This is a genomic window from Lewinellaceae bacterium (assembly GCA_020636135.1).
GTDB lineage: Bacteria > Bacteroidota > Bacteroidia > Chitinophagales > Saprospiraceae > JAGQXC01.
Map to the genome: position 1 here is coordinate 3,663,561 of JACJYK010000001.1, position 12,735 is coordinate 3,676,295.

The 12,735-nt window shown below is 48.7% G+C and carries 12 protein-coding genes and 1 pseudogene; 3 read left to right on the plus strand and 10 right to left on the minus strand.

What is annotated here, in order from left to right:
• Positions 1 to 95: 95 nt before the first annotated feature.
• Positions 96 to 1,343 (plus strand): flavin-dependent oxidoreductase, encoded by a 1,248-nt coding sequence (locus H6570_14105; protein MCB9320412.1) that lies wholly within the window; start codon positions 96 to 98, stop codon positions 1,341 to 1,343.
• An 11-nt stretch (positions 1,344 to 1,354) separates the two neighbouring features.
• Positions 1,355 to 1,822 (plus strand): DUF3237 domain-containing protein, encoded by a 468-nt coding sequence (locus H6570_14110; protein MCB9320413.1) that lies wholly within the window; start codon positions 1,355 to 1,357, stop codon positions 1,820 to 1,822.
• Between the two features lie 214 nt (positions 1,823 to 2,036).
• Here H6570_14110 and H6570_14115 read toward each other — a convergent pair whose 3' ends face one another.
• The 5 genes from H6570_14115 to H6570_14135 form a co-directional block, all read right to left on the minus strand.
• Entirely contained in the window at positions 2,037 to 2,840 is an 804-nt protein-coding gene (locus H6570_14115; GenBank protein MCB9320414.1) for a hypothetical protein, read from the minus strand.
• A gap of 218 nt (positions 2,841 to 3,058) precedes the next feature.
• A complete protein-coding gene (madM, locus tag H6570_14120) occupies positions 3,059 to 3,817 on the minus strand; it encodes a malonate transporter subunit MadM (protein ID MCB9320415.1) in 759 nt (252 codons plus the stop codon).
• Positions 3,814 to 4,191 carry a malonate transporter subunit MadL gene (madL, locus tag H6570_14125; protein ID MCB9320416.1) on the minus strand — a complete coding sequence of 126 codons (378 nt, stop codon included), beginning with the start codon at positions 4,189 to 4,191 and terminating at the stop codon, positions 3,814 to 3,816. The genes madM and madL overlap by 4 nt, the downstream gene beginning before the upstream one ends.
• Before the next feature lie 141 nt (positions 4,192 to 4,332).
• Positions 4,333 to 4,710, minus strand: a complete 378-nt coding sequence (locus tag H6570_14130) for a GxxExxY protein (protein ID MCB9320417.1) — start codon at positions 4,708 to 4,710, stop codon at positions 4,333 to 4,335.
• Between the two features lie 119 nt (positions 4,711 to 4,829).
• Positions 4,830 to 6,308, minus strand: coding sequence for an AMP-binding protein (locus H6570_14135; protein ID MCB9320418.1), 1,479 nt, complete (start codon positions 6,306 to 6,308; stop codon positions 4,830 to 4,832).
• 105 nt (positions 6,309 to 6,413) lie between these two features.
• Here H6570_14135 and H6570_14140 point away from each other — a divergent pair, with 105 nt between their 5' ends.
• Positions 6,414 to 7,844, plus strand: a complete 1,431-nt coding sequence (locus tag H6570_14140; GenBank protein MCB9320419.1) for an alpha-L-fucosidase — start codon at positions 6,414 to 6,416, stop codon at positions 7,842 to 7,844.
• Positions 7,845 to 7,890: 46 nt separating this feature from the next.
• On the opposite strand, the pseudogene H6570_14145 reads toward H6570_14140, so the two are convergent.
• The 5 genes and pseudogenes from H6570_14145 to H6570_14165 form a co-directional block, all read right to left on the minus strand.
• A pseudogene (locus H6570_14145) lies at positions 7,891 to 8,025 on the minus strand (hypothetical protein).
• 34 nt (positions 8,026 to 8,059) lie between these two features.
• Complete coding sequence (locus H6570_14150; protein MCB9320420.1) at positions 8,060 to 10,219, minus strand: TonB-dependent receptor; 2,160 nt, start codon at positions 10,217 to 10,219, stop codon at positions 8,060 to 8,062.
• 27 nt (positions 10,220 to 10,246) lie between these two features.
• A complete protein-coding gene (locus H6570_14155; GenBank protein ID MCB9320421.1) occupies positions 10,247 to 10,711 on the minus strand; it encodes a PepSY-like domain-containing protein in 465 nt (154 codons plus the stop codon).
• Positions 10,712 to 10,773: 62 nt separating this feature from the next.
• A complete protein-coding gene (locus H6570_14160) occupies positions 10,774 to 12,024 on the minus strand; it encodes a HAMP domain-containing histidine kinase (protein MCB9320422.1) in 1,251 nt (416 codons plus the stop codon).
• On the minus strand, positions 12,021 to 12,698 hold the full coding sequence (locus tag H6570_14165; GenBank protein MCB9320423.1) for a response regulator transcription factor: 678 nt from the start codon (positions 12,696 to 12,698) through the stop codon (positions 12,021 to 12,023). Before H6570_14165 ends, H6570_14160 begins: the two co-directional genes overlap by 4 nt.
• Positions 12,699 to 12,735: the final 37 nt, after the last annotated feature.

Consider the following 12,735-nt stretch of genomic DNA (forward strand, 5'->3'; position numbering starts at 1 on the left):
TGTATCCGGTACCAGATAGCTGTCAGGAGCAGATCCGAAGCTCCGCATTTCTAACTACGCCCTAGCCTTTGTATATTTCAGCATACCAAAGGATAATGGTCAATAAGAAGAAAATCCTGATTGCCGGGGGAGGAATCGGCGGATTGACGGCTGCACTGAGGCTGCATCAGGCCGGATTCGAAGTCCAGGTTTTTGAATCGGTAAAAACGATTGAACCCCTGGGCGTTGGCATCAATACACTCCCTCACTGTGTCCGGGTGTTGACCAATCTTGGGCTTCAGGAAAAACTGCAATCCAATGCGGTCGAAACCTCCGATCTGGTCTATTTCAACCGGCTGGGACAGCAATTCTGGAGTGAACCGCGAGGCCGTTTTGCCGGCTATAAGTGGCCCCAATTTTCCATCCACCGGGGCACCTTGCAGATGATCCTTTTTGATGAGGTTATCCGCCGGATCGGGCCAGGAGCCATCCTCAGCAACCATCATCTGGACGATTTCAGTCAGGATCCATCCGGAATCACAGCCCATTTCATTGACAAAGAAACCGGCGAAACGGTGCATACCGAAACAGGCGACCTTCTCATCGGAGCCGATGGTATCAATTCAGTCGTGCGTTCTCTATTGTACCCCGGTAAAGGCATACCGGTTTATTCAGAAAATGTATTGTACCGCGGGACCACCATGATGAAGCCATTTCTCAACGGACAGTCGATGATCATGGTTGGCAGCAACCGCTTGAAAATGGTGGCCTACCCCATATTGCCGGTCAATGACACCGATGGCCGGCAGCTGATCAATTGGGTAGCCAATGTAAAAGAAGGAAAGTCAGCACTGACCGTTCGCGACTGGAACCGGGAATCCGACAAGGGCAGGCTGCTGGATCTCTATGGGAGTTGGCAGTTTGATTGGCTCGATGTGCCTGAAATGATCCGCGGGGCCGGTGCGATCTACGAATTTCCCATGTCTGACCGCGATCCGCTCAGCCGGTGGTCATTCGGGCGAGTAACCTTGCTGGGCGATGCTGCGCATCCCATGTACCCAATCGGTTCGAATGGTGCTTCCCAGGCCATCCTGGATGCCGATTGGCTGAGTCAATGCCTGCTGACCCATGATGATGTAACCCAGGCATTGCTTGCGTATGACACAGAACGGGTACCTGCAACAGGTAAAATCGTCCTGCAGAACCGGGCAAAAGGTCCGGACCAGATCATGGATCTGATGGAAGACCGGTTTCCGCATGGTTTTGAAGCCCATGAGATCCCGCATCAGGAATTGAAAAAAATCATGGACCAATACCGGAAGATTGCCGGTTTTGACCGGGAAAGCTTAAATCAGATGCAATAACACCAACGATTATGACCATACCTCAGCCCCCCGGACTGGAATATTTTTGTACCCTGAAGGTTGAATTGCAACCCCCTTATGTTGTTGGCCACACCCCGCATGGTTTGCGCAGGATTATACCGATCACAGGGGGTTTGGTTGAGGGTCCTACCATCCAAGGTAAAATTCTGCCGGGAGGCGCTGACTGGCAGATCGTACGCCCCGATGGTGTTGCCGAACTGGAGGCTCATTATCAGTTTCAGACGGATGATGGGACGATCATCTACATTAAAAATACGGGCCTCCGTGTAGCCAGCATCGAGGTTGCTGAACGTATAGGCAGAGGTGAAGTAGTCTCACCGGAAGACTATTATTTCCGGGCTGCTCCCCAATTTGAAGCACCTTCCGGACACTACGAGTGGATGAATAACACGCTGTTTATCTGCACCGGGATCAAAAACCCCGATCATGTACTCATACAGGTTTGGAAAGTCCTGTAATCTTCCATGGGCTAAAGCCACTGGGCATTGGGAATTCACCTCTGGTACCTCTTTTACCCTCGTGCTGCTGGCTCCATGTTTTCATCCCCAGGCTAAAGCCGTGGGGTTTTGGGGAGTTATGCATCCTGATACCTCTTTTACCTTTGTCCCCTCTTTTACCTTTATCCCTCTTTTACCTTTGTCCCCTGACCTTTATCCCCTCTACCTCGTCCTTTCAATGACACATCACGATCTGATCACCCCACCAGGGTGCGACACGCTGTACATCATCCCCAAGGCCGGTAAAAAGGACCAGCCAGTCGTCCACCTGTTTGAGCTCACCACAGATGTACAATTGATCTGCCAGATATGGCGTTATGCGGTCGTGCAGGGACTCCCCATTCTGGTCTACGATCAAGACATAGTTGATATTTCCGCGGGCATCCTGCATCCGCAGCACCGGCGGGATACCCCCTGCAATACAGAGACTGGCACAGGAACGGTGGGTTTTCCCGCATCCTGGCTTCATCACCCCAAAGGCACACTTGGGATCCAGAATCTCGCCAGCCAGTTTCTGCCAGCCCAGGTTTCGAAATTCGGCCACATAGGTGGTATCATGCCCCAGCCATCCCTGGAATGAAGCGACACCATTGGTCAATTCGAGCACCTGCTTGCCATCATCCTCTATGAGCGTACCTTCCAGGGCTACCCAGCGGCCATTCAGCGGTTGTTCTAGGATGTCCCACAGCTCTTCGATGGTTGACTCCGCCCCATGTTTTCCGGCACCGACCAGCAAGATGGAGTTCCAGCCGGTTCCATTGGGCACCTTTAGCATGGGGGCTGGCTTCATCACCAGCACTCCCTCGAAAGTCCGCAGTTGGCCATAATAAAAGACTCCGTTGGCAAAAGGTTGCTGACCCATCACCCAGCCCATGGCCACAATAGCTCCGATCAGGCTGAAAACCCATACGGTATTTTTCATAAACCGGCCGGGTTTGATGTCCTGCCAGCCGATGTAAAAGGGATCGCTTTCCTGCATGGAAGCAAGTTAGCAAATAGGATGGGAATCTTGTTACACAGAGAACTGGGGAGTAGACGCGAAGGAAAATGCTGAGTGTTGAATGTTGAACCAAAAAGATACCAGGGAAATACAGGATCTTCATGAAAACGAAGCGTCCTGGCGCCTCCGTAAACTAATAAAGATTGAGTGAAGCTATAGAGCAGGCACTTGAGCCTGGTACTTAAACCAAATACGAATCAAACGATCCATCCGACCAGCAGATACAAAATCGACGGACAAAGCAGGCAACCAAGCCCGGTATAAAACGTTGCTGTCAAAGCGCCGTAGGGAACCAGCTTCGGGTCCGTAGCCGCCAACCCGGCAGCAACGCCGCTGGTGGTACCGATCAGTCCGCCATAGATCATAGCCGTCTTCGAATTATTTAAACCAATGTATTGCGCCACCATGGGCGTGGCGATGGTTACCAGGATAGACTTGACCAACCCTGCTGCGATGCTGATGGTGATAACCTCGGAGGAAGCACCCAGCGCTCCACCGGTGACCGGTCCGATGATGAAGGTGCAGGCGCCGCCGCCAATCGTGGTTATACTGACTGCATCCCGGTAGCCCATGGCGATCGCAACACCGGCGCCAAAGATGAAGGCTACCAAAATGCCCAGCAACAACGCTATGGCTCCAGCCATACCGGCCTGCCTGATCTTGACCAGGCTGGCGCCCATTGCAGTAGCCACGATGGTAAAGTCGCGAAACATAGCGCCTCCCATCAGGCTGAAACCTGAAAGCCCGGGAATGTCAGCAATCCCCTTCTTTCCTCCGGTGATGCGCCCGCCCAGGTAGGCCAGCACGAGGCCACAGAAGATGGCTATGGCAGAACCCGGGATCCGTCCGCCGGTAAAGCGCTTGCCCAGCCAATGGGTTAACAGCATCAGGACCCCTGTAGCCAAAAAAGCAACCACCAATCCGTTCTTCACCAATAAATCCTGAATCCAGCTCATGATGTCGGGGTTTCAGGATGGGCGTGAAATAATTTGGCCAGCAGAGGAATCATCAGGAATGCCGCCGCCGTAGGAATGATCCCGGCCAGAATGGCCACCAATCCACCGGTAAGAGCTCCCTGCACATTTTGAATAGCCGACATGGCCACGATCACGGGAATGTACATTTTACTCCAGAAAAGGGCTCCCTGTTCCATGTCGGTAGTAAATAATTTCCGTTCCTGCATCCAGTGAGAGATCAGGATCAGGAAAAGCATGGCAAAGCCTACCCCACCAACATTGGCATCGATTTGCAGCAACCTGCCCAATATTTCTCCGGTCAATTGCCCCAGCAGGTAACATCCCGCCAGCACCGCTACACCATAAATCAGCATGTTGTATTTGTTTATTTCAATTAAAGCTTTACTTGATCAAATTAGTCCTTTTTGTATTTCACGCGAAGTCGCAAAGCCGCTAAGTTATTGCTTTACAGCTATGTATATCCGATTAGAGTTGGTTAATTGGTTATGACCAACCTATAATTTATTTACAATTCTTGAAATTCCGTCTTTTATTAGGGCATCATTAAAATTTATCAAAAGACCTAGTTTAATTCCAGTAAGTTTTAAATAGGTAAGAACTTGTTTTTGATGGACTGGCGCAATGGCTTCAACGGATTTAATTTCAATTAATACTTTGTTCTCCACAATCAAGTCTGCTCGAAAGCCCAGATCCATTTTAATTTCCTGCCAAATGACTGGAATTCCTTGTTGTCTTGTAATATGCAATCCCTCTTTAATTAATTCATATGCCAGGATTTCTTCATATACTGACTCAAATAAACCGGGTCCCAGCTGGGTATGAATTTGGTAACAAGCGTTGACTATTATTTTTGATAACTCATTTTCAGTCATTCGTTGAGTTTTAATTCCAATCAATTCCATTAAAATTTTTTTGCACTTACAATACTATGCATGACACATTTGCGCCTTTGCGCCTTTGCGCCTTTGCGTGACCCAATAAACCAGCTCCTTTAAAACAACTTCTTCACTTCTTTCTTGGTCACCTTACCCATGGCATTACGGGGCAGGTCTTCCACCACCAGGTATCTGCGGGGTATGCGGTATGCCGGTAAACGCTCCCGAATCCACGGATCCAGTAAATCGGTGTCCAATACTTCCGGACCAGCCGGTATGAGAGCAGCCACCACCAGCTCGCCCCATTCGTCGTCAGGGATCCCCACCACAGCACAATCCCTGATCTGCGGATGCGTACGCAGGACTTCCTCGATCTCCAGTGCCGAGATCTTATACCCGCCGGACTTGATGATGTCCACCGAGCTGCGCCCCAGGATCCGGTAATACCCATCATCAAGAACTGCTATGTCTCCGGTCTTGAACCAGCCGTCTTCCGTGAATGTCTCCCGGGTTGCATTGGGTTTATTCCAATATTCGAGGAATACATTAGCGCCTTTTACCTGGATCTCACCGGCATCACCATCCGGGACCACCAGGTTATTTTCATCCACCAACCGAACGGTCACTCCAGGCAGGGCCTGGCCGATATGGCCCGGGCGACGTTCACCTAGGTAAGGATTGGAAATAGCCATCCCCATTTCGGTCATCCCATACCGTTCCAACAGACGGTGTCCACTCAGGACTTGCCACCGCTCCATGACGGAAACCGGCAGGGCCGCCGATCCGGACACCATCAACCGGAAGGCCTGCATGGAGGAAGTCAGCGATTCCTGTTCTTCCGGAGATAATTGGTCAAAGTAGGCGATAAGCTTATAATAGATGGTGGGGACCGCCATAAATAAGGTCAGGCCGTCCGCTTGGAAGGACCGGAACACAGATTGAGGGTCAAATTTAGGTTGAAAAACTACACTGGCTCCGCTCCACAAAGCGCATCCGATCACATTGACGATGCCGTGTACGTGATGCAGTGGTAAAATGCACAGGATACGGTCATCGGCCGACCATTCCCAGGCATCAACCAGCATGGCAATTTGCGCCTCCAGGTTTCCATGTGTGCTGACGACACCCTTGGGCAAATTAGTAGTGCCGCTGGTATACAGGATCATGGCCCGGCGTCCGGAAGTGATGTCAGGTAATGGCTTCTTCGCAACCGGCATCAAATCTTCGAGGATCAGGAACCGCAACGCGTTTTCACGGGCATAATCCTGCAGTAGATCCGCGTACTGTTTAGTGACTACTATCGTCCTGGCTTCGGTATCTTGCAACACATATACCAGCGAAGGCAACGGATACGTCAGGCACAAAGGGACGGCAACGCCTCCTGCCCGCCAGATGGCCCATTGCACCCGCACATAATCGTATTCCGGCGGGACCATGAAGGCTATCCGCTCTTCTTCCAGGTCTGAAGAATCCCCGAGAAGCAACCAGGCCAAATGACCTGATTCATCCAATAATTTCCGGTAGGTGTGCGTTTTGCCGTGAGCCAGGATTGCGATCCGGTCGGCTTCTTTACTGGCCCTGGTGATTAGCTCCATGCGATCGTTGCTTTGCCGCAATTAACGAAAAATGAGGGAGGACCGGAAATGAACCAAAGGGTGATTTCTTGATATTTGATTAACTTCCCGGCAAGTCTTGATGCCATGAAAAAAACTTTCCGATCAATCCACTTTTTATTGTTTGCGGTTGCATTTATGCAAATGGCTTACACTCAGTCTCTCCTGCCCTACGGTCAGCTACCAACTACCGACCAGCTCAACTGGCAGGAGCTCGAATATTACATGTTCATCCATTTTGGACCCAACACTTTTACCGACAAGGAATGGGGTATGGGTACTGAAGACCCCAAAGTCTTTAATCCCACCAGGCTTAATGCCAACCAGTGGGCCGCCACGGCTAAGAAAGCCGGCATGAAAGGTATCATCATTACGGCCAAGCACCACGACGGGTTCTGCCTGTGGCCCAGCAAATATTCGACACACACCGTCCGTGAAAGCGCCTGGAAAAATGGCAAAGGCGATGTCCTGCGGGAGTTGTCCAAAGCCTGTAAAAAATACGGGCTGCTCTTTGGGGTTTACCTGTCTCCCTGGGACCGCAATCATCCGGCCTATGGCACCCCGGAATACAACCAGATCTACGCCAATACCCTGCGGGAAGTCCATGAAAATTATGGGAATGTCTTTGAACAATGGTTCGATGGAGCAAATGGAGAAGGGCCCAACGGGAAAAAACAGGTCTATGACTGGCCTTTATTCCATGAGACCGTGCTGGACATTCATCCCCATTGCATCATGTTTAGCGACGTCGGACCCGGTTGCCGCTGGGTAGGAAATGAGCGGGGCTATGCCGGGGTCACCAACTGGAGTACCCTTAACATCGACGGATTTACTCCGGGTGCGGGCTCGCCGCCTACCAGTGTTCTTAACAGAGGCGATGAAGACGGTGAAAAATGGGTTCCGGCCGAATGCGATGTATCCATCCGTCCTGGTTGGTTTTACAGTCCATCCACCGACGATCAGGTTAAGTCGCTGAAGGAACTGACAGACATCTATTTCGCTTCCGTGGGCCGCAATGGCAACTTCCTGCTCAATGTACCGGTCGACCGTGAAGGATTGATCCATCCCAATGACTCAACCCGGCTGATGGAATTCCGCCAAATGCTGGATAAGGCTTTTGCACAGAACCTGATCCTGAAGGCCATGGTCCAGGCATCAACGAATCATGCCGATCCCGGTTCACAACCCGACCACCTCACCGATGGCAAGCCAGATACCTATTGGGCCGCCTCGGGCAAAACGGCAGAACTGATCATTCCGGTCAATCCGGCGGACACATTCAATGTTTTATCCCTGGAGGAATATTTACCACTCGGCCAGCGCGTAAAATCTTTTGCCGTAGACATCTGGAAAGATGGCCAATTTCAATTGATTGCCAAACAGACGACGATCGGACACAAACGGCTACTGCGATTCCCGCCTCTGACCACGGAGAAGATCCGGATCCGGATCCTGGACAGCAAGGATGTTCCGGTGTTGCGGGAAGTGTCTTTGTATTATGGCAGGAATTTACCCTGATTGGTCCTTATTCTGACTTTCAGGCTAATTAGGGCACTTGATTGTACAATAGGTAGCCTAAATTCATAGTCATTGACAAAAAATCACCAAATGTTTCTCCGAGTGTGGTTGCAACGATTTTCATCAACCAAAAAAGGAGGGTTATTTCCGCGACTTTATTTCTGAAATCCGGATGACTCATAATCCATCAAATTCTGTTAAAACAATTGACTAACCTACGTCTTGATACGCAGCGCTAAATTGACCACCCGGCCTTCCACCGGCATCCATAGCGAGGTATAGACCGGCATGCCTCCTGTGTTGGTCACAAGAGGTCCATAGTTGGATTGCCGGGCGTCGAACACATTTTCACAATTCAGGACCAGGCTTCCAAAATTGAATTTACGCTCCACCATGGCTGCCCAAAACCAGAAGTTGGGAACACGCTCATTGTTCTCGATGTATTGTCTACCGCTAAAACTGGACTCGATGCCCATACGCCAGTTATCACCCAACTCATAGGCGATGACATCGGAAATTTTAATCTTGGGATTAAAGGCCAGGTTTACTTTTTCGCCGTTATCATCCCGAAATGCGTCGGTGTAGTTAAAGCCAAAGTACAGTTCCAACCCATGGTAATCCATCTGAATGTAGGTGTCCGTGCCGTAACTCTTAACTGCCCCTTCACTGTTCACTATGTGGATGGTCTGGTCGATGGGATTGGTGACCAGTAAATTGGCATTCCGGATATTGGTCAGGTATAAGGCCTGATTCAGCGTAATTCCAAGCGCATCGCCTATCAAAGCAGACCAGTTGGCATCGGCGTTAAATCCACCGGAGCGCTCCGGAAGCAAGGCCCCCGGGACGGGAAGTAAATAAGGCGAAGGTTCGGCAACATCGAACAGTGCAGGCGCTTTATATCCCGTGCCATAGGCCAGCCGGATGGAAACATCCTGGACAGGACGGTAGTAGAAAGCCACCCGGGGAAGTATAAAACTGCCGTAAACATTGTGATGATCCCAGCGCAGGCCGGTCTCCAGTGACAATTTGGGGGTGAACTGCCAGTCATCCTGCGCAAATAAACCAGGTACCACAAAATGATAGTCATCAAACTGCACTTCATCCGATTTACCTAGTTGAAACGACTCCGTGGTCAGGTTACCGCCCAGGACCAGGGAATGCCCCGACCAGGTAATCAGGTCATTGACCTCCGTAAACGAATTGAGCTGTTTTCCCTGAAAATGAAAATCCGGCTGCGTCACGGTACGGTCAAAAATGGTCCCGGCGGACTTGACAGTCCATTGCTGATTGTTATGGGTATGATGCAACTGAAGGTCAACCAGTGTACGCAGCGCTTCTTCAGTTTGTAAGAAAGGGTGCCGCAGGGTGGGTTGAAATTGGATGGCCTGCAGGTCGCCACCCTTCCGGCGGTTGTACGTGCCGGTAAAACCTATATTGAGGTCCGTCTGCTTGTCCAGGTTAATAAAAAAGCGGGGATGCATCGTAAAGCTCGCGTCATAGGGCACTTCCGCAAAGCCGTCACCATTCACGTCGCGGGCGGGTTTCAGGTTCCCGCCGGTAAAGAAGGTATATCCCAGTTTATTCTTCGTTGCACTGGTGAAAAGATTGACATTTCCTTCCCCCAGTGTAGTTCCATTCAGCACCATGGTGGTGGTCGGCTCTTTACCCGGGGTTTTGGAGATAAAATTGATTAATCCGCCTATTGCACCGCCTCCATATAAAGTAGACGCCGATCCTTTAATGATCTCTACTTGTTTGAGATCCAGCGGAGGAATGGACAAAACACCCAGGCTTCCCGAGAAACCACCGTATAAAGGCAATCCATCCCTCAGGATCTGCGTATATCGCGCGTCAAGACCCTGCATGCGGATCACATCGTTGCCATTGACCGCATTGACCCGTTGGACGGTGATGATGGATAAGTCACCCAGAATGCTTCCGATTCCGCCGGGCACCAGGGTCGATTCTTCATCCATTTCCTCCTGGCCCAATACCTCCACCTTGACCGGCAGCTCTTCAATACGTGCATTGGTCCTGGAACTGGATACGACCACTTCATCCAGCGCTTCCGATTCAGCAGCCATTAAAATAGTGTGGGTCAATGCCGGATCGGGCTGCGGAAAGGCAAATGGCATTTCGATGGTCTTGAATCCCAGATAACTAAAGCGTAAGGTAAACGTGCCATTCGGAATATTCGATAATGCAGCTTGGCCATCCAGATCGGTGGCTGTTCCTTTATTGAGCTCGGTGATGTATACATTGACACCAATTAATGGTTCCCCAGTCAGGCTATCCTGAACCACAAAGTTAAAGGTATTTTGAGCCTTAAGAATTTGTGTCAGGAACAATATCAATAGGATGCATCTGTATTTCACGATATTCAATTTACCCACAATGATTAATCAATTTTTACCTTTTTCGCTACTTTCATTTGACGTCGAAAGGACTGTTCCCGTTTCATCAAGTAACACTTCGAAAACCTCTTTTCCACTTTTTATCTCCACTTCGTAAGCCTTGTCGAGTTCCGGGCGTTGTACGATAGCCGCCTCTCTGATGCGTAATTTCTGAAATTGAGTATGTAAAGTGGATAGGATCACCTGTGGCAATTCATTGGCCTCTATTTCCGTTTCGGTTTCCTGCCAATGGCCTTCTGAAGTGTAGGTTGCTGACATTTCCTGGCCGTTTTGTAGAAACTCCGCTTCCCAGTCTTTTCCTTCTTCAAGTTGCCATTTGACCTTCGAGGCACCTTCAAATTGATCATTAAAGGCATGCATTACTGCCTGTGGGACATTTTTGGTTGACTGAGCACAGGATACAGTTAATCCTCCGACAAGGAAAAACAATAGCATTGGATAATAGACTCTCATGACTTTACTTTTGAATTTTAATTCAAAATTGAGATTGAATTCTGGATTAATTCTGAACTCTTTTAAGGCTGAAAAACAATTTTAAATGTATGATACCCATGACCGAAATGATAGGACAAATCCCAGCCATGCAAATCGACAATCTTTTTTACCATTGCCAGACCTAACCCACTGGAATGCTTGCCAGCATTGGAATCACGATAAAATCGATTAAAAAGTTTTTCAGGATGTGCCAGTGGTTGATCACCCTGATTTTTAATTTCCAAAATCGTTGGTTTGAGAATAACCTGGATGGCGCCTTTTGAACTGGTGTATCGAATGGCATTCTCCATTAGGTTTTTAATCAGCACGTCAAGCAATCCGCTATTCACCTCATTTTTGGTGACGGGTTCAATATCCAACTCCCAATGAATGGAAGCCCCCAATCCCATTTCCTGAATCCTAAAAATTTGAGCTCTCAGAAGTTGATCCAGGTGTACTGTCATATCCCTCTTGTACTCCCTGCCTTCAATCCGGGCAAACAGGAGTAACTCCTGGATCGTTTTACTCATGTGAGTCGCCTCCTCATACAATTCAAATAGTAAACTGTTCTGATTATTCGGGTTCCCGTTTAATAATTGTTCCAATTTAGCGCGCATCACACTTAACGGCGTCTGAAGTTCATGACTTACGTCACCGGTAAATTCATTCAAAGTGCTATATTCCAATCTCACTTTTTCCATCAGTGTAGTCAATTCAAAATTCAAATCAATAAACTCATCAATCTCCGTGGCCGGTAAATGGATGGGCTGATCCTGATTGGCGTTAAATGATCTTAATTTTGCCAAAACCTGGTAGAATGGACTCCATAACTTCCTGGTGGCCCTGCGATTCAGCCAATAACTGCTCCCAAATAAAAAAAGCAATAAGAGTGCAGAAAGAGCTGTTATTGTCGCTATCAATTCTTTGGCATCAAGGATAGGGCTCCGGTTGATGATTTCAAAAGTGCGGCCTTTGATCGATTTACGTGAATAAAGTTGACGAAACAAATCGTTCTCCATTTCCAGCGGGTCAAAGATGGTGGTGTCTGTAAAGTTTGTAGCATCAGGCAATAATGGCGATAATACCTGGACCTCAATCAGAGGTGGAATGGAAACCGGCAATTCCCCTTTTTCAAGAATTTGAATAATTCGTTTTTCATTATTGAGTAATTTTTCATCCGCCTCCTCCCGTACAATAGCTTGTACCACCACATAAAAAATGGCTCCCGAAGCAACCAGGATCAAAAGTAGAAAAGGGAAAAAGCGCCGATTATTACTTACCAGTAATTTCATTCCGGTTTCCATTGATAACCCAAACCATAAATCGTTTGGATAGGGTCCTGACCTCCTCGGTCCATGATTTTTTTACGCAAATTTTTGACGTGACTGTACACCAGATCGAAATTATCGGCCAAATCCATGTAATCTCCCCATAAATGCTCGGCTATGGCAGACTTCGTGACTACGCGGTTTTTATTGAGCACTAAATACATCAACAAATCGTATTCTTTCCGGGTCACTTCGACCAGTTCTGCGCCGATACGGATTTGTCTGGCCGACGTATCAATTTCAAGATCCCCGTGAATTTCAATAGTCGTTGATGAATAAACCCTTCGGCGTAGTAATGCTTTTATCCGGGCATTTAATTCAGAAAAATGGAATGGCTTCGTCAGGTAGTCGTCAGCACCTAAATTCAATCCATTAACCTTGTCATCAACAGCCTGACGAGCCGATAAGATAAGAACAGCCATAGGCCGGGTCTTTGATTTAATCTGCTTCAACAAGTCAAACCCAAGTCCGTCGGGCAGCATTAAATCCAAAATTACCAGGTCATATTCATACATATCCAATTTTACGTCGGCTTCTTGCATAGTCCCGGCTACTTCACAGATGTATTGCTCTTGTTGCAGGTATTCGCAGATGCTTTCACGCAATTTCAATTCATCTTCAACTACCAATATTTTCATACTTCACTGGATACCAGGAGTTGGTGAGTTGCAAAGG

What these genes read in the sequence shown, in the direction of transcription:
- H6570_14105 (MCB9320412.1), top strand. Translation starts at nt 96, where the DNA reads ATGGTCAATAAGAAGAAAATCCTGATTGCCGGGGGAGGAATCGGCGGA.
- H6570_14110 (MCB9320413.1), top strand. Translation starts at nt 1,355, where the DNA reads ATGACCATACCTCAGCCCCCCGGACTGGAATATTTTTGTACCCTGAAG.
- H6570_14115 (MCB9320414.1), bottom strand. Translation starts at nt 2,840, where the DNA reads ATGCAGGAAAGCGATCCCTTTTACATCGGCTGGCAGGACATCAAACCC.
- madM (MCB9320415.1), bottom strand. Translation starts at nt 3,817, where the DNA reads ATGAGCTGGATTCAGGATTTATTGGTGAAGAACGGATTGGTGGTTGCT.
- madL (MCB9320416.1), bottom strand. Translation starts at nt 4,191, where the DNA reads ATGCTGATTTATGGTGTAGCGGTGCTGGCGGGATGTTACCTGCTGGGG.
- H6570_14130 (MCB9320417.1), bottom strand. Translation starts at nt 4,710, where the DNA reads ATGACTGAAAATGAGTTATCAAAAATAATAGTCAACGCTTGTTACCAA.
- H6570_14135 (MCB9320418.1), bottom strand. Translation starts at nt 6,308, where the DNA reads ATGGAGCTAATCACCAGGGCCAGTAAAGAAGCCGACCGGATCGCAATC.
- H6570_14140 (MCB9320419.1), top strand. Translation starts at nt 6,414, where the DNA reads ATGAAAAAAACTTTCCGATCAATCCACTTTTTATTGTTTGCGGTTGCA.
- H6570_14155 (MCB9320421.1), bottom strand. Translation starts at nt 10,711, where the DNA reads ATGAGAGTCTATTATCCAATGCTATTGTTTTTCCTTGTCGGAGGATTA.
- H6570_14160 (MCB9320422.1), bottom strand. Translation starts at nt 12,024, where the DNA reads ATGAAATTACTGGTAAGTAATAATCGGCGCTTTTTCCCTTTTCTACTT.
- H6570_14165 (MCB9320423.1), bottom strand. Translation starts at nt 12,698, where the DNA reads ATGAAAATATTGGTAGTTGAAGATGAATTGAAATTGCGTGAAAGCATC.